This is a genomic window from Pseudomonas sp. Irchel s3h14 (assembly GCF_900187425.1).
Taxonomy (GTDB): Bacteria; Pseudomonadota; Gammaproteobacteria; order Pseudomonadales; family Pseudomonadaceae; genus Aquipseudomonas.
This window is the reverse complement of record NZ_FYDJ01000012.1, coordinates 116,095-137,249: the sequence shown is the minus strand read 5'-3', so window position 1 is coordinate 137,249 and position 21,155 is coordinate 116,095. Positions and strand designations below refer to the sequence as shown.

The 21,155-nt window shown below is 60.0% G+C and carries 17 protein-coding genes; 7 read left to right on the top strand and 10 right to left on the bottom strand.

What is annotated here, in order from left to right; translation table 11 throughout:
• Nucleotides 1-32: 32 nt before the first annotated feature.
• Nucleotides 33-290, bottom strand: coding sequence for a hypothetical protein (locus CKW16_RS21595; RefSeq protein ID WP_007943495.1), 258 nt, complete (start codon nt 288-290; stop codon nt 33-35).
• 312 nt (nt 291-602) lie between these two features.
• On the opposite strand from CKW16_RS21595, the gene CKW16_RS21590 reads away from it, so the two are divergent.
• The 7 genes from CKW16_RS21590 to CKW16_RS21560 all read left to right on the top strand — a co-directional run bounded on the left by CKW16_RS21590 (nt 603) and on the right by CKW16_RS21560 (nt 10,517).
• Nucleotides 603-1,763 carry an efflux RND transporter periplasmic adaptor subunit gene (locus CKW16_RS21590; RefSeq protein ID WP_095130508.1) on the top strand — a complete coding sequence of 387 codons (1,161 nt, stop codon included), beginning with the start codon at nt 603-605 and terminating at the stop codon, nt 1,761-1,763.
• Nucleotides 1,760-4,861 (top strand): multidrug efflux RND transporter permease subunit, encoded by a 3,102-nt coding sequence (locus CKW16_RS21585; protein WP_095130506.1) that lies wholly within the window; start codon nt 1,760-1,762, stop codon nt 4,859-4,861. Before CKW16_RS21590 ends, CKW16_RS21585 begins: the two co-directional genes overlap by 4 nt.
• A gap of 9 nt (nt 4,862-4,870) precedes the next feature.
• The gene (locus CKW16_RS21580; RefSeq protein WP_095130504.1) at nt 4,871-5,548 is read left to right on the top strand and encodes a heavy metal response regulator transcription factor; all 678 of its coding nucleotides are present in this window, start codon (nt 4,871-4,873) and stop codon (nt 5,546-5,548) included.
• The gene (locus tag CKW16_RS21575) at nt 5,538-6,902 is read left to right on the top strand and encodes a heavy metal sensor histidine kinase (RefSeq protein WP_095130502.1); all 1,365 of its coding nucleotides are present in this window, start codon (nt 5,538-5,540) and stop codon (nt 6,900-6,902) included. The genes CKW16_RS21580 and CKW16_RS21575 overlap by 11 nt, the downstream gene beginning before the upstream one ends.
• Nucleotides 6,903-7,136: 234 nt before the next feature.
• Entirely contained in the window at nt 7,137-7,361 is a 225-nt protein-coding gene (locus CKW16_RS21570) for a hypothetical protein (protein WP_095130500.1), read from the top strand.
• A gap of 195 nt (nt 7,362-7,556) precedes the next feature.
• Complete coding sequence (locus CKW16_RS21565; protein WP_095130498.1) at nt 7,557-8,876, top strand: OprD family porin; 1,320 nt, start codon at nt 7,557-7,559, stop codon at nt 8,874-8,876.
• Between the two features lie 147 nt (nt 8,877-9,023).
• The gene (locus tag CKW16_RS21560) at nt 9,024-10,517 is read left to right on the top strand and encodes a sensor domain-containing diguanylate cyclase (protein WP_095130496.1); all 1,494 of its coding nucleotides are present in this window, start codon (nt 9,024-9,026) and stop codon (nt 10,515-10,517) included.
• Nucleotides 10,518-10,690: 173 nt separating this feature from the next.
• Here CKW16_RS21560 and lpxC read toward each other — a convergent pair whose 3' ends face one another.
• From lpxC to murD, 9 genes are all read right to left on the bottom strand, one after another.
• The gene (gene lpxC / locus CKW16_RS21555; protein ID WP_095130494.1) at nt 10,691-11,602 is read right to left on the bottom strand and encodes a UDP-3-O-acyl-N-acetylglucosamine deacetylase; all 912 of its coding nucleotides are present in this window, start codon (nt 11,600-11,602) and stop codon (nt 10,691-10,693) included.
• 112 nt (nt 11,603-11,714) lie between these two features.
• Nucleotides 11,715-12,908, bottom strand: coding sequence for a cell division protein FtsZ (gene ftsZ / locus CKW16_RS21550; RefSeq protein WP_033061342.1), 1,194 nt, complete (start codon nt 12,906-12,908; stop codon nt 11,715-11,717).
• A gap of 71 nt (nt 12,909-12,979) precedes the next feature.
• Complete coding sequence (ftsA, locus tag CKW16_RS21545) at nt 12,980-14,239, bottom strand: cell division protein FtsA (protein ID WP_033061341.1); 1,260 nt, start codon at nt 14,237-14,239, stop codon at nt 12,980-12,982.
• A gap of 14 nt (nt 14,240-14,253) precedes the next feature.
• Nucleotides 14,254-15,123 (bottom strand): cell division protein FtsQ/DivIB, encoded by an 870-nt coding sequence (locus CKW16_RS21540; protein ID WP_095130492.1) that lies wholly within the window; start codon nt 15,121-15,123, stop codon nt 14,254-14,256.
• A gap of 4 nt (nt 15,124-15,127) precedes the next feature.
• Nucleotides 15,128-16,084 carry a D-alanine--D-alanine ligase gene (locus CKW16_RS21535; RefSeq protein WP_095130490.1) on the bottom strand — a complete coding sequence of 319 codons (957 nt, stop codon included), beginning with the start codon at nt 16,082-16,084 and terminating at the stop codon, nt 15,128-15,130.
• Nucleotides 16,081-17,541 carry a UDP-N-acetylmuramate--L-alanine ligase gene (murC, locus tag CKW16_RS21530; RefSeq protein WP_095130488.1) on the bottom strand — a complete coding sequence of 487 codons (1,461 nt, stop codon included), beginning with the start codon at nt 17,539-17,541 and terminating at the stop codon, nt 16,081-16,083. The genes CKW16_RS21535 and murC overlap by 4 nt, the downstream gene beginning before the upstream one ends.
• On the bottom strand, nt 17,534-18,604 hold the full coding sequence (gene murG, locus CKW16_RS21525) for an undecaprenyldiphospho-muramoylpentapeptide beta-N-acetylglucosaminyltransferase (protein ID WP_056740918.1): 1,071 nt from the start codon (nt 18,602-18,604) through the stop codon (nt 17,534-17,536). Before murG ends, murC begins: the two co-directional genes overlap by 8 nt.
• Nucleotides 18,594-19,811, bottom strand: a complete 1,218-nt coding sequence (gene ftsW / locus CKW16_RS21520; protein ID WP_095130486.1) for a putative lipid II flippase FtsW — start codon at nt 19,809-19,811, stop codon at nt 18,594-18,596. Before ftsW ends, murG begins: the two co-directional genes overlap by 11 nt.
• The gene (gene murD, locus CKW16_RS21515; protein ID WP_095130484.1) at nt 19,808-21,154 is read right to left on the bottom strand and encodes a UDP-N-acetylmuramoyl-L-alanine--D-glutamate ligase; all 1,347 of its coding nucleotides are present in this window, start codon (nt 21,152-21,154) and stop codon (nt 19,808-19,810) included. The genes ftsW and murD overlap by 4 nt, the downstream gene beginning before the upstream one ends.
• Nucleotide 21,155: the final 1 nt, after the last annotated feature.

The following is a 21,155-nucleotide window of genomic DNA, read 5'->3' as shown; positions in this document are numbered from 1 at the left end:
GAACAATTACCGGTCAACAAAACGCCTGACAGTCAGCGTTTACCCATTGAGCGACGAGTGCCAGGAGGCGCTGCACCGGGGGTCTTGGTATGGCCGTTCTTGGCGCCGTTCTTGTACCAGGGCTGGCTGGCGTTCTTCGCTGCGGCCAGGTCGCCCGGCTTGAACGGGAACTTGAACGCCGGGATCGCGGCCTTGGTTTCGCTGTCTGCGCTGGAGTCGACGCTGTCTGGCAGGTCTGCCTGGTCGTCGCTCAAAGCGTCGGCAACCGGCGGTTGTGTCGGGGAAGTCATGAAAGCTCCGGGTGATGCAATAGAGTCGGGCCCGGTCAGCGAGCCGCGAAAGGCGGCAGTATACCTGTGTCGGAAGCAGCAAGCTTCAAGCCGTAAGCGAGTCCGTCGGGTTTTGTGTCTTGGTCGGCTACCTGCCGCCAAGATCAAAAGATCGCAGCCTCCGGCAGCTACAAGGGATCGGCGTCGATCTGCAGAGGTCCAAACTGACAGTGCCGTCAGTTAGCAGTCACCTTCCTGACGGGCGAACAGGTTTATAAAGGAAGGTATAAACCTGAAAAAGCTCCAACCACCCAGCCCCGGCGCCCCACTCGCATGCGAATTCAGAAAAACTCCGCCCTGCTCGCAGCCCTTCTGATCGTTCTGGCAGCGCTGGGCCTGTGGTACGCCATCAAGCCCGCTACCACCAAACTGACCGCGCCCTCTGCGATCCCCGTTCGGGTAGTGAACGTCGTCGAAAAAGATGTCCCCCGCTACGTCAGCGGCATCGGCTCGGTGCTGTCGCTGCACAGCGTGGTAGTGCGTCCGCAAATCGACGGCATCCTCACCAAAATCCTGGTCAAGGAAGGCCAACTGGTGAACAAAGGTGACCTGCTCGCCACCATCGACGACCGCTCGATCCGCGCCAGCCTCGATCAGGCACGAGCGCAACTCGGCGAAAGCCAGGCGCAACTGCAAGTCGCGCAGGTCAACCTCAAACGCTACAAGCTATTGAGCGTGGACGACGGCGTTTCCAAACAGACTTATGACCAGCAACAGGCGTTGGTCAACCAACTCAAAGCCACCGCCCAAGGTAACCAGGCCTCGATCGACGCCGCACAGGTGCAGCTCTCCTACACACAGATTCGCTCTCCAGTCACTGGTCGCGTCGGTATTCGCACGGTGGACGAAGGCAACTTCCTGCGCATGACCGACGCTCAAGGCCTGTTCACGGTGACCCAGATCGACCCGATCGCCGTGGAGTTCTCCCTGCCACAGCACATGCTGCCGACCCTGCAGGGGCTGATCGGCGACCCACAACGTGCAAAAGTGAAGGCCTACATCGGCGCCGACACTGACGGCGAAACCGGCAATCTGCTCGGCGAAGGTCATTTGACCCTGATCGACAACCAGATCAACGCCAACACCGGGACCATTCGCGCCAAGGCTGAATTCGACAACCCCGGGCAGAAGCTCTGGCCGGGCCTGCTGGTCACGGTAAAGATTCAGACGGCGCTGGATAAGGATGCGCTGGTGGTGCCACCCACTGTCGTACAACGCGGGCTCGATCAACATTTCGTCTACCGGGTCAATGGCGACAAGGTCGAAGCCGTTCAGGTGCAGATGGTTTATCAAGGCAGCGGCCAGGACCTCATCAAAGGCGTGAAACCGGGCGATGTGCTGGTCAGCGACGGCCAGTCGCGGCTCAAACCTGGCTCGACCGTGCAGGTAGTGACCGACCCACCGCAAGTGGTGCAATCGGAGCCGAAACCATGAAGGGACATGGCTCGGTTTCCGCGTGGTGCATCGATCATCCGGTGGCGACGGTCCTGCTGACCTTTGCCTTGGTGTTGCTCGGGGTAATCGCTTTTCCGCGGCTGCCGATTGCACCACTGCCGGAAGCGGAATTCCCGACCATCCAGGTGGCTGCGCAACTGCCCGGCGCCAACCCCGAAACCATGGCCTCGTCGGTGGCCACGCCGCTTGAAGTGCAATTCAGTGCCATTCCCGGCATGACTCAGATGACCTCGAGCAGCGCCTTGGGCTCGACCATTCTGACCCTGCAATTCACCCTCGACAAAAGCATCGACACCGCCGCGCAGGAAGTCCAGGCCGCGATTAACACCGCCGCCGGCAAACTGCCCAAAGACATGCCAAACCTGCCGAACTGGAGGAAGGTCAACCCGGCCGACAGCCCGGTGCTGATCCTCAGCATCAACTCGCCGCAAATGCCCGGCACCGAGGTCAGTGACCTGGTGGAAACCCTGCTCGCCCGTCAGATCAGCCAGATCGACGGCGTAGGTAATATCAACATCACCGGTCAGCAACGTCCGGCGATCCGCGTGCAGGCCTCGGCGGACAAACTCGCCGCCATTGGCCTGACCCTGGCGGACATTCGCCTGGCGATCCAGCAGACCAGCCTCAACCTGGCCAAGGGTGCGCTGTACGGCGAGTCGAGCATTTCGACCTTGTCCACCAACGACCAATTGTTCCACCCCCAGGAATACGGTCAGCTGATTGTTTCCTACAAGGACGGCGCACCGGTTCATCTCAAGGATGTGGCCAAAGTCGTCAACGGTTCGGAAGACGCCTACATCCAGGCCTGGGCTGACGGTCAGCCGGGGGTGAACCTGGTGATTTTCCGGCAACCGGGGGCCAACATCGTCGAGACCGTCGACCGTATTCAAGCGGCCCTGCCGACGCTGGAGGCCATGCTGCCGGCATCGGTGCAGGTCAAAGTGTTGATCGACCGCACCCAGACCATCCGCGCTTCGTTGCATGAAGTGGAAGTCACCCTGCTGATCGCGATCCTGCTGGTGGTGGCGGTGATGGCGCTGTTCCTGCGGCAGTTGTCGGCGACCCTGATCGTGGCGTCGGTGCTCGGTGTGTCGCTGATCGCCAGTTTTGCTCTGATGTACATCATGGGCTTCAGTCTGAATAACCTGACACTGGTGGCGATCGTGGTGTCCGTCGGGTTTGTGGTGGACGATGCGATTGTGGTGGTGGAAAACATTCACCGCCACCTGGAGGCCGGCGACGGCATGCGCGAGGCGGCGATCAAGGGTGCCGGCGAGATCGGTTTTACCGTTGTCTCGATCAGCTTCTCGCTGGTGGCGGCGTTCATTCCGCTGTTGTTCATGGGCGGCGTGGTCGGGCGGCTGTTCAAGGAATTCGCCCTGACCGCCACCTCGACCATCATGATTTCCGTGGTGGTGTCCCTGACGCTGGCGCCGACCCTGGCGGCGTTGTTCATGCGCGCGCCGGTGCATCACGCCCACGGCAAACCGGGTTTTGGCGAACGCTTGCTGGCGCTGTACGAGAAAGGCCTGCGCCGCGCCCTCGCCCATCAGAAATTGATGATCGGTGTGTTCGGCCTGTCCCTCGGTCTGGCGGTCGCCGGGTACATTTTCATTCCGAAAGGTTTCTTCCCGGTACAGGACACCGGTTTCGTCCTCGGCACCACCGAAGCAGCCGCCGATATTTCCTACGGCGACATGGTGAAAAAACACCTGGCGATGGCCGAGATCGTCGCCGCCGACCCCGCTGTCGAGACGTTCTCACATTCGGTTGGCGTTTCGGGCAGCAACCAGACCATCGCCAACGGCCGCTTCTGGATCTCCCTGAAAAAACGCGGTGACCGCGATGTGTCCGCCAGCCAGTTCATCGACCGGATTCGCCCGCAACTGATGAAAGTCCCGGGCATCGTGCTGTATCTGCGTGCCGGGCAAGACATCAACCTCAGCTCCGGTCCGAGCCGCGCGCAGTACCAATACGTGCTCAAGAGCAACGACGGGGCACTCCTGAGCACCTGGACCCAGCGCCTGACGGAAAAACTGCGCGCCAACCCGGCGTTCCGTGACATTTCCAACGACCTGCAACTGGGTGGCAGCATCACCCACATCAGCATCGACCGCAGCGCCGCCGCGCGTTTCGGCCTGACCGCCAGCGATGTCGACGAAGCGTTGTACGACGCCTTCGGCCAGCGGCAGATCAATGAGTTCCAGACCCAGACCAACCAGTACAACGTGATTCTGGAACTGGACACCAAGCAGCGCGGCAAGGCCGAAAGCCTCAACTATTTTTACCTGCGCTCGCCGCTGAGCGGGGAAATGGTGCCGCTGTCGGCCCTGGCGAAATTCGATGCGCCAACCATCGGCCCGTTGTCCATCGCTCACGACGGGATGTTCCCGGCGGCCAACCTGTCGTTCAACCTCGCGCCCGGCGTCGCGTTGGGCGATGCGGTGATCATGCTCAACCAGGCCAAGACCGACATCGGCATGCCGACGGCCATCAGCGGTAATTTCCAGGGCGCGGCCCAGGCGTTCCAGAGTTCACTGGCCAGCCAGCCGTGGCTGATTCTGGCGGCGCTAGTGGCGGTGTACATCATTCTTGGCGTGCTCTACGAGAGCTTCGTGCACCCGCTGACGATCATCTCGACCCTGCCCTCAGCGGGGCTCGGGGCGGTGATCATGCTATGGATCTGCGGCCAGGACTTTTCGATCATGGCGCTGATCGGGCTGGTGTTGCTGATCGGGATCGTCAAGAAGAACGGCATTCTGATGATCGACTTCGCGCTGGACGCCCAACGCAACCGTGGTTTGCCTCCCGAAGAGGCGATCTATGAGGCGTGTATGACGCGGTTCCGGCCGATCATCATGACCACCCTCGCCGCCCTGCTCGGCGCCCTGCCGCTGATGCTCGGTTACGGCACCGGCGCCGAATTGCGCCAGCCCTTGGGAATCGCGGTGGTCGGCGGCTTGCTGGTGAGCCAGGCGCTGACGTTGTTCACCACTCCGGTCATATACTTGTGGCTTGAGCGGCTATTCCATAGGCCCAAACCAGAGCCATTGCCGGCACTGGCGACCACAGACTGAGGCGGGGTCATGCGCGTTCTGATTATCGAAGACGAAGAAAAAACCGCGGATTATCTGCACCGCGGCCTGACGGAACAGGGTTACACCGTGGACCTGGCGCGCGACGGCGTCGAAGGCCTGCACCTGGCGCTGGAAAGCGACTACGCGGTGATCGTCCTCGACGTCATGCTGCCGGGCCTCGACGGCTTCGGCGTACTGCGCGCGTTGCGTGCGCGCAAGCAAACCCCGGTGATCATGCTCACCGCCCGCGAGCGTGTGGAAGATCGCATCAAAGGCCTGCGCGACGGTGCCGACGATTACCTCGGCAAACCGTTTTCCTTTCTCGAACTGGTGGCACGCCTGCAAGCACTGACGCGTCGCAGCGGTGGTCACGAACCGGTGCAGGTGAGCATCGCCGACCTGTGGATAGATTTGATCAGCCGCAAAGCCACCCGCGCCGGCACGCGCCTGGACCTGACCGCCAAGGAGTTCTCGCTGCTGAGTGTACTGGCCCGCCGTCAGGGTGAAATCCTGTCGAAAACCGCCATCGCAGAAATGGTCTGGGACATCAATTTCGACAGCGATGCCAACGTCGTCGAAGTCGCGATCAAACGCTTGCGAGCAAAACTCGACGGGCCGTTCGAAGAGAAACTGCTGCACACGATTCGTGGCATGGGTTATGTGCTGGAGAGCCGTAGTGTCCAGTAATTCTATTGCGCTGCGCCTGAGCGGGATGTTCACGCTGGTGGCGCTTTTGGTGTTTTTGTTGATCGGCTGGGCGCTTTATCAACAGGTCGATAAAGGTCTGGGTTTGTTGCCCGAGGCTGAACTGGACGCGCGCTACAGCGTGCTCGAATCCACCGTCGGGCGTTACGGCACGCCCGAGCATTGGGTGAAGATCAACAACAAGCTCAAGCTGCTCGGAGAAGAAGACAAGCGCATCAGCTTCTGGATCATCAGCGGTGATCCGCACTATGAGTACGGCAACCTGACGCCGCAAATCCGCGCCTTTGCCGAAGGCCCGCTGGGCATGCGCGACATGCAATTGCCGGATCAGCCTTATCCACTGAAAGTGCTGGTCAGCCAATTCCCGGCCAAGGATCAACGCCCGCCGTTACGCTTCATGATCGGCATCGACACCGAGACGTTTCTGCAGACTCAACATCATCTGCTGATTGCCCTGATCAGCCTGGCGATCATCGGCGTGTTGCTGGCGTCGGCCCTCGGTTATTGGGTGGCGCGGATCGGCCTCAAACCGCTGATCAAATTGTCCCAGGAAGCCCAGCGGCTGGCCCCACCGCTGTTGTCCGGCCGCCTGCAATTGTCGCCGCTGCCGCCGGAACTGAATCAGTTCGTCAACTCGTTCAACTCGACACTGGAGCGGGTCGAACAGGCTTACTCGCGCCTTGAGTCGTTCAATGCGGACGTGGCCCATGAGCTGCGCTCGCCCCTGACCAACCTGATTGGCCAGACCCAGGTGGCGCTGACCCGCGGGCGATCCGCCGAACACTATTTTGAAGTGCTGCAATCGAACCTTGAAGAGCTTGAGCGACTGCGCTCGATCATCAATGACATGCTGTTCCTCGCCAGCGCGGACCAGGGCAGCAAAGCCACCAAACTGACCTCCACCTCGCTGGCTGACGAAGTGGCGACGACGCTGGAGTATCTGGATTTCATTCTTGAAGACGCGCAGGTTCAGGTGCAGGTCAGTGGTGACGCGCAGGTGCGGATCGAGATTGCTCATCTGCGCCGGGCGTTGATTAATCTGCTAAGCAATGCGGTTCAGCACACCGAGCCTGGGCAGGTGATTGAGGTACGGATCGAAGTTGAGGAGCATCAGGTCAGCATCGGGGTTGCGAACCCAGGGTCGCCGATTGCCAGCGAGCATTTGCCGAGGTTGTTTGAGCGTTTTTATCGGGTCGATGCGTCGCGCAGCAACAGTGGCAACAACCATGGGTTGGGGTTGGCGATCGTCAAGGCGATTGCACTGATGCACGGCGGGGATGTGTTTGTGCGCAGTGATCACGGTATGAATACCTTCGGTATCCACCTCCCCGTTTAGATTGATCGTTCCCACGCTCCGCGTGGGAATGCAGCCAGGGACGCTCCGCGTCCCATCCCAAGCCGAACGCAGAGCGTCCGTTGAGGCATTCCCACGCAGAGCGTGGGAACGATCAGCGCGCCACTGTTGCCTTAAGCGCAACAGTCCTTTCATGAATCCGCTCTTTTTCCACTCTCCAATCCCCCTTATCTTTGCCGCACCAAACAGCACTTGCCAAGCAAGAAGGTTTTAAAGATGTCCAACACTATGGGTATTGCCAGCGCTTTCGTTTTGTCCTCTTTGTTTCTGTCTCCGTTCGCCATCGCTGAAGAGTCGCAGACGTTCGTCGCGCAAAATTCCGCACGCGCTGCTGCATTCGAACAGTATCAGAGCGAAATGACGGCCAAGGCTCAGGAAGCTGCGCAAACCCCTCAAGCGTCCACCACTCAAGCCCAGCAACGGGTTGAGAAAGACAGCTGACTATTAAGTATCGCTCTGTTTCCCTCGACACTTTTCATCGGCTCTTTCCTTTGAAAAATTGTCTTCAAAGCCGCTGCTATCAGCGGCTTTTTTTCGTTGTGGTTTTAAACAGCTTCAGTTCGTCTTCCCTAACAAGAAACATCCGGAGTCTCAAAACAATGAGGCTCTTAGTTGACCCAAGGAGCTTTACCGCTAGTGCGTTTCCCTCTTAGATTCAGCCCGTTATTCATTGCAATCGCTGCAACGGTGGCGCCTGCTGCTCACGCCGCAGACGACTCAAACGCCGAAGGTTTTATTGAAGGCTCGAGCCTCAACCTCAACGCCCGTAACTACTACATGAACCGCAACCGCCTGCAGCAGACGGACGACAACATTGAATGGGGCCAGGGTTTCCTCGGCCTCTTCGAATCGGGTTACACCCAAGGCACCGTCGGTTTCGGTGTTGATGCCCACGCCATGCTCGGGCTCAAGCTCGACGGCGGTGGCGGCACTGATAATTCGAGCATCCTGCCGGTCAGCGATGGCAACGGCAAAGCACCTGGTTCGTTCTCGACGGCGGGCGGCACCCTGAAAATGCGTGCCTTCGATACCGAACTGAAGGCCGGTGACTTGTTCCTCACCAACCCGGTGATCGCCGGCGGCGAAACCCGCATGCTGCCCCAGACCTTTCGCGGCGTCAGCCTGACCAACCACAGTTTTGACGGCTGGATGATTGAAGGTGGTCAGGCAAGTTTCACCAAGCCTTACAACCAGAGTGGACACACCCGAATCGGCACGTCCTACGGCAGCCTGGCCGACGGCGACGAAAGCCGGCACCTGAACTGGGCCGGCGTGGCCTGGAGCGGTCTACCGGGGTTGACCAGCAGTCTCTATGCTTCCGAGCTCAAGGACATCTGGAACCAGTATTACTACGATCTGGACTACACCTACGCGCTGAATGATCTGGTCAGCCTCAACCCGGGTCTGCACGCCTATCACACGCAAGACACCGGCAATGCGCTGCTGGGCAACATCGACAACAACACGTACAGCCTGCATTTCACCGTCGGTGTGGGCAATCACAGCGTTACCGCCGCGTATCAGCGGGTCAACGGCAACACGCCGTTCGACTACATCAGCCAGGGTGACAGCGTCTACCTCGACAATTCCCAGCAGTATTCGGACTTCAACGGCCCGAACGAACGCTCATGGAAACTCAAGTACGCCTACGACTTTGTCGGGCTCGGCCTGCCCGGCCTGACCTCGGCGGTCTCTTACTCCAAGGGCGAGCTGGACCTGACCAAGGTTGACCCGGACAGCCCCGGTTATGCCTCGTGGTACAGCGCTGACGGCAAAAACGCCAGGCACTGGGAACGCGACATTGATCTCAAGTATGTGGTTCAGGGCGGCAAGGCCAAAAACCTCGCACTGCGCCTGCAATGGGCGACCAACCGTGGCGGCAACGGCTACGGCGCGCTGGATCAGGACACCGATGAATACCGGGTGATCGTCGACTACCCGCTCAATGTCTTCTAAGCTTCAATAAGCAAAAGGCCAGCATGTTTTGCTGGCCTTTTTTTTATCCGGGATTTATACAGGCGCTCCGAACGCAAACGGTTTCCGGGATTCTGCCCGAGTCTTGCAAAACACTTTCATAACGCCTCATTAGCAGAAGTCAGAACCATGAGTGTGAGCAGTGCAACATCTCACCATCCGATCCGGTCGACGCGATCGGAGCGGCTTCTGGTTCTCGGCAGTTTGTTGCTGGTGATTGCGATATTGAGCATCGTGGCGTTCCTGCTAATTCGCGAACGCGCCAATGCTGAACAGTCTGCCACTCGCGCAGCAACCAATATCGTGCAATTGATTGACGCCGACGTGCTGCGCAATGTCGAACTCTATGATGTGTCCCTGCAAGGTTTGATCGCTGCCTCCCAACGAGAAGACCTCAAGAGCGTTTCTCCAGCCATTCGCCATCTGGCCTATTTCGACCGCGCCACCGCCGCGCCGTACAAGGGCAACATTTTGTTGCTCGACAACAAGGGCGACGTGATCGCCGACTCGGCTTCGGTGGAGCCCAGGCAGGGCAACTATGCCGACCGCGAATACTTCCAGTCTCACGTGAACAACCCGGACCCGGGCATGTTCATCAGTCCCCCTTTCAGAGCCAGGGCACCCGAACAGGATTGGCGTATCAGTTTCAGCCGGCGGGTGAACGGCTCCCAAGGTGAGTTCCTGGGCGTAGCCGAAGCCGCCATGCGGTTGAGTTACTTCGATCAGTTGTTCAACAGTTTGAGCATCGGCCGCGACAGCACGGTCAATCTGATTAGCAAGGACGGGATTCTTCTGGCTCAGCAACCACGTCTGGCCGAAGAGCTGATCGGCAAGAACTTCAGTAACCGCCCCAATTTCCAGCGCATCGTCAAAGAAGGCAATGGCAGCTTCACCGGTGATTCAAGCCGCTATAAGGACAAACGTCTGTACACGTTCTCCAAGGTGGGCAACTTGCCGTTGATCGTCATCGTTGCACTGTCCAGTGATGAAGTGTTTGCGTCGTGGAAGCGCACGGCGGTGGTGGTCAGCGTTGCGACGGTTGCGCTGTGCATCAGCTTGCTCTGGCTGACTTGGCTGCTCAGCCGGGAACTGCGCCTGCGCCACAACGCTGAACAGGAGCTGGCGCAACTGGCGGCCACCGATGCCTTGACCGGCCTGGCCAACCGCCGAACGCTGGATCAGGTCCTGCGTCATGAGTGGTTCCGCGCTCAACGTTCCGGCCAGCCATTGTCGCTGCTGATGATTGATGCCGACCACTTCAAGGCGTTCAACGATCGTCATGGGCATCAGGGTGGCGATGATGCCTTGCGCTCGTTGGCCAAGGTGATCTCCGACAATGTGAGGCGACCAGCGGATCTGGTCGCCCGTTACGGCGGTGAGGAGTTTTCGGTCATTCTCGCGGAAACCGACAGCCAGGGTGCGCAACAGATTGCCGAACACATCCGAGCGACAGTGGAGCAATTGCCGCTGGTGGCAGGTGCCGAGTCGCCGATTACTGTCAGTATCGGTATCAGTACCTGGACCACCTCCGCCGAGATCAGTCTGGAACAGCTATTGTTTGCAGCGGACAAGGCGCTGTATCAGGCCAAGGAAGCGGGCAGGAATCGGGTGGTCGCAGGATGATCGTTCCCACGCTCTGCGTGGGAATGCCTCAACGGACGCTCCGCGTTCGGCTCTCGATGGGACGCAGAGCGTCCCGGGCTGCATTCCCACGCAGAGCGTGGGAACGATCATTCTGCAGGCATAAAAAAAGGCCACCCGAAGGTAGCCTTTAAAAAACTAGAGAGGTTTTTTACTTACACGGCCGCAACTGGACGCATGTAAGAGATCGGTGCAGTGCTGGCGTCTTCGAAAGTCACGACTTCCCAAGCATCTGTCTGCTCAATCAACTTGCGCAGCAGCTGGTTGTTCAATGCATGTCCGGACTTGAAGCCCTTGAACTCACCAATCAGGCTATTGCCCAGCAGGTAGAGGTCACCAATTGCATCGAGGATCTTGTGCTTCACGAATTCGTCTTCATAGCGAAGGCCGTCTTCGTTCAGTACACCATCCGCGTCGACCACAATAGCGTTTTCAACGCTGCCGCCGAGTGCGAGGTTGTGCTTGCGCAGGTACTCGATATCACTCATGAAACCAAAGGTACGGGCGCGGCTGACTTCTTTTACAAACGAAGTGCTGGAAAAATCCACGCTTGCACTTTGTGTGCGGTCACGGAAAACCGGGTGATCGAAATCGATCTCGAAGCTCACTTTGAAACCTTCGAAAGGGACGAAAGTGGCGCGCTTGTCGCCGTCTTCCACTGTCACTTCCCGCAGGATCCGGATGAACTTCTTGGCAGCGTCCTGTTCTTCCAGGCCGGCCGATTGGATCAGGAATACGAAAGGTCCAGCGCTACCATCCATGATCGGAACTTCAGACGCGGAGAGCTCGACGTAGGCGTTATCGATGCCCAGGCCAGCCATGGCCGAGAGCAAGTGCTCCACCGTATCCACTTTGGTGTCACCACTGACCAATGTGGTCGACATCGTGGTTTCACCAACGTTTTCCGCGCGGGCAGGAATCTGCACCACAGGGTCGAGATCGGCACGAACAAACACAATGCCGGTGTCGATAGGTGCGGGCTTGAGGGTCAGGTATACCTTCTCCCCGGAGTGCAGGCCTACACCTGTAGCACGGATAATATTTTTCAGTGTGCGTTGTTTAATCATGGCTTGGGCCGCTTCAGCGCAAATTGCGAACTGGTATCAACAAAGGCTGGCGATGATAGCAGACCAGACCTTTGCTGAACACCAATCACCTTCATAGCCCTGATACATTCCATTAATCGGCCTGACGACGCAGGAAAGCCGGGATGTCCAGGTAGTCCAGATCATCTTGCGGATTCATCTTCGCGGCAGTCGCAGCACCGGCCTGAGCCTGGTTGCGCATGACGGTCGGACGGTCCAGGTCACGATAGTTTACCGCTGGCGCTTCCTGACGCGAAGGCGCTTGTTGCTGCGGTTGCGAAGCCACGGACGTGTGCATGGTGTTGTCGATGACCTTCACAGGTTTCTCGATTTTCGCGCCCAGACCAGTAGCAACCACGGTCACGTGCAGCTCGTCGCGCATGTCCGGATCGATAACGGTACCGACCTTGACCATCGCGTGCTCGGAAGCGAAGGCTTCGATGATGCTACCCACGTCGGAGTACTCACCCAGGGACAGGTCAGGACCGGCGGTGATATTCACCAGGATGCCGCGTGCACCTTGCAGGTTCACGTCTTCCAGCAACGGGTTGCGAATGGCCGCTTCAGTGGCCTCACGTGCACGGTTCGGACCGCTGGCGCAGCCAGTGCCCATCATCGCCATGCCCATTTCGCTCATCACGGTCCGTACGTCGGCAAAGTCGACGTTGATCATGCCCGGACGCTTGATGATGTCGGAGATACCGCGAACGGCACCGGCCAGTACATCGTCGGCCTTGGCGAATGCGGACAGCAGGCTTGCGTCCTTGCCAAGGATGGTCAGCAGCTTCTCGTTGGGAATGGTGATCAACGAGTCGACGCTTTCAGACAGCAGACGGATACCTTCGTCGGCGATCTGCATGCGCTTGCGGCCTTCGAACGGGAACGGACGAGTCACCACCGCAACGGTGAGAATCCCCATTTCCTTGGCCACTTCAGCAATGATCGGCGCAGCACCGGTACCGGTACCACCGCCCATGCCAGTGGTGATGAACACCATATTGGTGCCCTGCAGGACTTCGGCAATGCGCTCACGATCTTCGAGAGCGGCCTGACGACCTACTTCAGGGTTGGCGCCAGCGCCGAGACCTTTGGTCACGCCGGTGCCCAGTTGCAGGATGGTCCGCGCGCCGATGGATTTCAGCGCTTGGGCATCAGTGTTGGCGCAGATGAATTCAACGCCTTCAATGTTGCTCTTGACCATGTGGTTGACGGCGTTGCCGCCGCCTCCGCCAACACCGATAACTTTAATAACCGGGCTTGCGGGGATGTTGTCTACGAGTTCGAACATTTTCCCTCTCCTTTCATTTCTCTAGTTTTTTCGCCTACTGCCTGTATCTACAACGGTGCTGCGGTAAATCTTTAGAAGTTGCCTTGCACCCAGCTCTTGAAGCGATCGAGCAAGGCGACTTTCGGTTCTTCATTGCTGTAGCTGTCGCGGCTGCTGATGCCCGAGAACGAAATCCCGTCGGACTGCTTCTGCAGGCCGTACATCAACAGGCCAACGCCGGTGGAATAAATCGGGTTACGCACCACATCGTCCAGGCCCTTGACGCCATGCGGCACGCCCAGGCGGACCGGCATGTGGAAGATTTCTTCGGCCAGTTCGACCGCGCCTTCCATCTTCGACGTACCACCGGTCAGCACGATGCCGGCCGGGATCAGGTCTTCGTAGCCGCTGCGACGCAGCTCGGCCTGGATCAGCGTGAACAGCTCGTCGTAACGCGGCTCGACCACTTCGGCCAGGGCCTGACGGGACAGCTCGCGCGGTGGACGGTCGCCAACGCTTGGAACCTTGATGGTTTCACCGGCACCGGCCAGTTTGGCCAGGGCGCAGGCGTAGCGAATCTTGATTTCTTCGGCGTACTGGGTTGGAGTGCGCAACGCCATGGCGATGTCGTTGGTCACCTGATCGCCCGCAATCGGGATCACCGCGGTGTGACGGATCGCGCCTTCGGTGAAGATCGCGATGTCGGTGGTGCCGCCACCGATGTCCACCAGGCACACGCCCAGCTCTTTCTCGTCGTCGGTCAGGACCGAGTAGGCCGAAGCCAGTTGCTCGAGAATGATGTCGTCGATTTCCAGGCCGCAGCGACGCACGCATTTTTCAATGTTCTGTGCGGCGTTGACGGCGCAGGTGACCACGTGAACCTTGGCTTCCAGACGTACGCCCGACATGCCCAGAGGCTCACGAACGCCTTCCTGGTTATCGATCACGTAATCCTGCGGCAGGGTGTGCAGCACGCGCTGGTCAGCCGGGATCGCTACAGCCTGGGCGGCGTCGAGAACGCGCTCGAGGTCGGCGGAACTGACTTCGCGATCACGAATCGCCACGATGCCGTGAGAGTTCAGGCTGCGGATATGATTGCCAGCCACGCCGACGAACGCCGAGTGAATGCGGCAACCAGCCATCAGCTGCGCCTCTTCGATCGCGCGCTGGATCGATTGCACGGTGGACTCAATGTTCACCACCACGCCTTTCTTCAGGCCACGGGACGGATGGGTACCGATCCCGACGATTTCCAGCGTGCCGTCGTCCGAGACCTCGCCGACCAGCGCCACCACCTTGGAGGTGCCGATATCGAGACCGACGATCATTTTGCCGCTTTGCACGTTTGCCATGGTCCTGCCTCTTCTTAATTCTTCGCGACAGCGGGTTGGGCTGTCGAGGGCGCTACAGGTTCCCGCCAGCCAACAGCGAGGCCGTTGGCGTAGCGCAGATCGATGCGCGCAATGTTCGTAATCTGTTCTTTAAGCGTCTTGTCATAGATGGCAATGAAGCGGCGCATCTTTTCCAGCAGGTTGCCGCGTCCCAGCAACAGTTCGATTCCCGGGCCCGCACTACCGGCGCCGGTGGTCAGGAACCAGCTGCCTCGATCACGCAACTCCAGGCGTGCAATCGAGAAGCCCAACGGCCTGAGCATCTGGCTCAGCACCTGGTATTGCTGCATCACTTGCTGTTGGGCCCGTTGTGGGCCGAACAGCTGTGGCAAGTGTTCGTAATTCGCCAGCTCACGCGGGGTGAACGCCTGACCCTGGTTGTTCAACAGCGACTCATCGCCCCAACGGGCCACCGGCAGTTGTTCTTCCAGGCGGATCACCACTTGATCCGGCCACACCCGACGCACTTCGGCGTGGGCAATCCATGGCATCGTTTCAAGCTCGGTGCGCATGCTCGCCAGGTCGATGGTGAAGAAGCTCGACGCCACGTACGGGGCGATCCGCTGCTGCACCGCTTGCTGACTGATGTAACTCAAGTCGCCCTGCACGTTGATCTTGGTGATCGGCCGGTCGGCGTACGGCAACAAACGCTGCGCGCCTTCGTAAGTACCGAAACCCAGTGCGACCAACAGCACCGGCCAGAACACGGATTTCAGAAAACCAAAATTGGCTTTCGGCAGGCGCGCAGACATCGGCTCTTTGGCCACCATTCGGCTGGCACCCCGCGGTACCGGCTTGCGGCCGGGCGGTGCGGAGGGCTGATGTCTCAGCTGTGCGCCTTGCATGCTCTTAACCTCGCGGCTCAATGCTTGCGGCCAGAATCGCCAGAACCAGTTGCTGGAAATCCAGACCGGCAGCACGAGCCGCCATCGGCACCAGACTGTGATCGGTCATGCCCGGCGCGGTGTTGACTTCCAGGAACCAGAACTGCCCGTCGGCGTCCTGCATCACGTCAGCCCTGCCCCAACCGGCGATACCCAGCGCCTCACAGGCTTTCGCCGTGAGGTCCATCAGTTCTTTTTCTTTGTTGCTGTCCAGGCCACACGGAATCCGGTACTGGGTATCGGAAGCCACGTACTTGGCGTCGTAGTCGTAGAAGCTGTGCGTCGTGCCCAGGGCGATCGGTGGCAACACCTGGTCACGCAGGGTGGCGATGGTGAACTCCGGACCTTGAATCCATTGCTCGACCAACACTTGCGAATCGTAGGTACTGGCCGCTTTCCACGCATCGATCAACTCCGACGCGGAGGTCACTTTGGCCATCCCGATACTTGAACCTTCATGGGCCGGTTTGACGATCAAAGGGAAGCCCAGTTCCGTCGCCGCCGAAATACAATCGGCCTCGGAGCTCAGCACGGCATGGCGTGGCGTCGGAATACCGAGGCTGTGCCAGACCTGTTTGGTGCGCAGCTTGTCCATGGCCAGAGCCGAGGCCAGAATGCCGCTGCCGGTGTACGGAATACCCAGGCATTCCAGCAGGCCCTGCATGCTGCCGTCTTCACCGCCACGACCGTGGAGAATGATGAAGGCGCGGTCGATTTTTTCGTTCAGCAGACGCTGCAAAAGATCGTCGCCCACGTCGAGACCAAACGCGTCCACACCGGCGCTTAGCAGCGCGTCGAGAACCGCGTTACCCGACTTGAGAGAAACCTCACGCTCGGCACTCTTGCCGCCGAAGAGCACGGCGACGCGGCCGAAATCTTTCGGCGCAATAGTGGAGACGAGGTTGGCGTAAGCAGCAGTCATTTCAACTTCCCCACACTCGGCGCAGCAACGGCGCCTGCGAACAACGGACTTTTCAACAGTTTTGGAGCAAGACCACCGATGTCACCGGCGCCCTGGCACAGCAGGATGTCGCCGGCACGCAGCAGCGGCTTGACGATGGGCGCGAGGTCAACACCGCGCTCGATGTAGATCGGGTCGAGCTGACCGCGCTGACGGATGCTGTTGCACAGCTTGCGGCTGTCGGCACCGGGGATCGGTTCTTCACCGGCCGGATAGACTTCCATCAGCAGCAGGACGTTGGCGTCGGCCAACACATTGACGAAATCGTCGTACAGGTCGCGGGTCCGGCTGTAACGGTGCGGCTGGTAGACCATCACCAGACGGCGTTCCGGCCAGCCACCGCGCACGGCCTTGATCACCGCGGCAACTTCGGTCGGGTGGTGACCGTAGTCGTCGACCAGCATCACACTGCCACCGTCTACCGGCAGTTCGCCGTAGACCTGGAAGCGTCGGCCGACCCCCTGGAACCCGGACAAACCCTGGACGATGGCTTCATCGCTGACGCCCTCGTCGGTGGCGATGCAGATGGTTGCCAGTGCGTTCAGCACGTTGTGGTTGCCCGGCATGTTCACCGAGACATCCAGCGGATCGCGATCAGGACGCAGCACGGTGAAGAAGGTCTGCATGCCCTGCTGACGCACATTGATTGCGCGTACATCGCAGTCGTCGCCGAAGCCGTAAGTGACGGTCGGACGCTTCACCTGCGGCAGGATTTCACGCACCACCGGATCGTCCAGGCACACCACCGCCAGACCGTAGAACGGCAGGTTGTGGAGGAACTCGACGAAGGTTTTCTTCAGCTTGTTGAAGTCACCGTCGTAGGTCGCCATGTGGTCGGCGTCGATGTTGGTGACCACGGCCACCAGCGGCTGCAAGTGCAGGAAGCTGGCGTCGCTTTCGTCGGCTTCGGCGATCAGGTAACGGCTGGTGCCAAGCTGAGCATTGGTGCCCGCGGCATTCAGACGGCCACCGATGACGAATGTAGGGTCCAGGCCACCGGCGGCAAACACCGAAGCGATCAGGCTGGTGGTGGTGGTTTTGCCATGGGTACCGGCGACGGCGATGCCGTGGCGGTAGCGCATCAGCTCAGCCAGCATTTCAGCGCGAGGCACCACCGGAATGCGGCGTTCCAGGGCGGTGGCGACTTCCGGGTTGGAGGTGTTCACGGCACTGGAGGTGACCAGTACATCGGCGTTCGCGGTGTTCTCGGCGCGGTGGCCGATAAAGATCTGGGCGCCGAAGGACTCGAGACGCTCGGTCACCGGCGAAGCTTTCAGGTCGGAACCGGACACTTCATAGCCCAGGTTCAGCAACACTTCGGCGATGCCGCACATGCCCACGCCGCCGATTCCGACGAAGTGGATGCGACGGATGCGGCGCATTTCCGGTTGCGGCATGGCTTTCTGATTCTCAACCATGGGCCACCTCCAGGCAGGTATCGACCACGTTACGGGTTGCATCGGGTTTGGCCAGGCGGCGTGCCGCGGTGGCCATGTCGGTCAGTCGTTGTGGTTGCATCAGGACCTCTGTCAGGCGTGCGGCAAGATCCGCTGCGCCAGTCGTTCTTTGCGGCATCAGGAAGGCAGCGCCTTCACGGGCCAAATAATCGGCGTTGCGGGTCTGGTGATCGTCGATCGCGTGGGGCAAAGGCACCAGCATCGAGGGCAGACCGGCGGCGGCCAGTTCACTGATGGTCAGCGCGCCTGCGCGGCACACCACCAGGTCGGCCCAGCCATAGGCTTGGGCCATGTCTTTGATGAAAGGCTGCACTTGCGCCTCGACGCCAGCCGCGCGATAGCGCTCTGCAGTCACTTCATCGTGGTTTTTGCCAGCCTGATGAAACACTTCCGGGCGCAGGTCGGGGGCGACTTGCGACAGGGCTTCAGGCAGCAACTTGTTCAACGGTTCTGCGCCCAGGCTTCCGCCCAGGATCAGCAAACGCGCCTTGCGACCGGCCAGGGCCTGTCGCGGTGTTTCGAGGAACAGCTCGGTGCGCACCGGGTTACCGGTGGTCCGACGGCTGCCCGACAGGGTAAAGGTGTCGGGGAACGCTTCACAGACTCGGGCGGCCAACGGCACCAGCAACCGATTGGCGGTACCGGCCACGGCGTTCTGCTCGTGAACGATCACCGGTACGCCGGCCAGTTTGGCTGCAACGCCACCAGGACCGGTCACATAACCACCAAAGCCGACGACACACACCGGCCGCAGCTGACGAATGATCGCCCGCGCCTGCCAGATCGACTTGAGCAACATGAACGGTGCCTTGAGCAGGGACAGCTTGCCCTTGCCACGCAGACCGCTGGCATTGATTCGATGCAGCTCGATACCGGCCACTGGAACCAGTTCGTTCTCGATGCCACGCGGGGTCCCGAGCCAATGCACGGTGTAACCACGGGCCTGGAATTCGCGAGCACACGCCAGCGCCGGGAACACGTGGCCACCGGTGCCGCCGGCCATGATCAATACGTTAGCGCCCATGGGTCGGCTCCTCAGCGAAGTCGCTCTCATGGAACTCCATCTCTTCGCTGCCCAAGTGGGTTCGACTTTCCCACTCGATGCGCAGCAACAAGCCGAGACAGGCACAGCAGATCACCAACGAGCTACCGCCATAACTGAGGAACGGCAGGGTCAGACCCTTGGTCGGCAGCAGGCCGACGTTCACCCCGATGTTGATCAGGAACTGACCAATCCACAGGAACGACAAGCCGTACGCGATGTAGGCGGCGAAAAATTGCTTGGCCTTCTCGGCCCAATAACCGATGTACATGCCACGGATACAAACAAAGACGAACAACGCTACCGTGCACAAAGAACCCACGGCACCCAGTTCTTCGGCCAGGACCGAGAACACGAAGTCGGTGTGGGCTTCTGGCAGGTAGAACTGTTTCTGCACGCTGTTGCCCAGGCCAACGCCCAGCCATTCGCCGCGACCAAAAGCGATCAACGCTTGAGACAACTGATAGCCGGCACCGAACTGGTCGGCCCACGGATCCGCGAAGTTGGTCAGGCGCGCCATTCGATACGGCTGCACTTGAATCAACAACACCACCGCCGCGACCGCCAGGACAACCATCAAGGAAAAACGGAACAGCCCGACTCCGCCGAGGAACAGCATCGCCGCCGCTGCGCCCATCATTACAACCGTGGCACCGAAGTCTGGCTCCATCAGCAATAGACCCGCCATTGGCAGCAGAACGATGAACGGCTTGAAGAAGCCCATCCAGCTTTCACGCACTTCTTTCTGGCGACGCACCAGATAACCGGCGAGGTAGATCACCACAAACACCTTGGCGATCTCGGAGGGCTGAACGTTGAAGAAACTGAAGCCGATCCAGCGCATCGAACCGTTCACTTCTCGGCCGATCCCCGGGATGATCACCATCACCAGCAAACCGAACGCACCAATCAGCATCAGCCAGCCCAGGCGTTGCCAGGTGGCGATCGGAATCATCATGGTGACGATGCAGGCACCCAGGCCCAGCACGATGTAGATAAGGTGGCGAATCATGTAATACAGGGCGCTGCCCGACTGCACAGCCGCCACTTCGGTCGAGGCCGATGCAATCATCACCAGCCCGAGGCCGATCAACGCCAGGCAGCCGGCGAGCATCGGGAAGTCGAGGTCGATGCCGCGCCCGGTGATGATCGGCGACGGATAGGGCTTGATGATGTTCATCAGGCTCATACCAGATCCTCCACAGCGCGGACGAACTGGTGACCACGGTCTTCGTAGTTCTTGAACATGTCGAAACTGGCGCAAGCAGGCGACAACAACACAGCGTCGCCTGTCTCTGCGATGGCGCGGCATTGCTCGACCGCTTCGATCAGCGAGTTGACGCGAATCAGTGGCACGGCATCGCCGATGGCCTGAGCGATCAGCTCGGAGTCACGGCCCATCAGCACCACGGCGCGGCAGTTGGCCGCCACCGGATCACGCAGGTCCTTGAACTCGGCACCCTTGCCGTCGCCACCGGCGATCAGCACGAGCTTGCCGTCGATGTCCGCGCCCAGACCTTCGATGGCAGCCAGTGCGGCGCCGACGTTGGTGGCTTTGGAATCGTTGTAGTAGCTCACGCCATTCAGGTCACGGACCCATTGGCAGCGATGCTCAAGCCCGGTAAAGGTACGCAGGCTCGAGAGCATGGCGTCGAACGGCAGGCCGACGGCGTGACCCAGCGCCAATGCCGCCAAGGCGTTGGACTGGTTGTGTGCGCCGCGAATTTTCAACTCGCGCACCGGCATCAGGTTCTGGAATTCAAAGGCCAGGTACTTCTCGCCGTCTTCTTCGCGGATACCGAACGCCTTGAAATCAGGCTTGCTCAAACCGAAGGTCCAGCATGGCTGACCTTCGCCAATCAGCGGACGGCTCAGAGCATCCTGACGGTTGACCACAAACTGCCTGGCACCCCGGAAGATCCGGTGCTTGGCCAGGTGATAGGCCGGCAGACCGCTGTAGCGGTCCATGTGGTCTTCGCTGACGTTGAGCACGGTCGCCACTTCGGCGTTGAGCTGATCGGTGGTTTCGAGCTGGAAGCTCGACAGTTCCATCACGTACAGCTCGACGTCGTCGCTGAGCAGGTCCAGCGCCGGCGTGCCGAGGTTGCCACCGACGGCGACGCGCTTGCCGGCCGCTGCGGCCATCTCGCCCACCAACGTGGTGACGGTGCTTTTCGCGTTGGAACCGCTGATGGCAACGATCGGCGCCTTCGCGTTACGCGCGAACAGCTCGATGTCACCGGACAATTTCACGCCACGGGCGGCGGCGGCCTGCAGGGCCGGGGTCGCCAGCGCCAGACCGGGGCTCACGTAGAGCTCGTCGGCGCGGCACAGGAATTCGACGTCCAGCTCGCCACAACGCACTTCCACGTGCGGATAGTCACGTTTGAGCGTGGCCAGTTCCGGTGGATTTTCCCGCGTATCGGCGACAGCAAACGACGTGCCCCGGTTCGCCAGGAAGCGAACCAGGGACATGCCGCTCTTGCCGAGGCCGACAACGATGCGGAAGTGGTCAGAAGCGATCAGAGACACT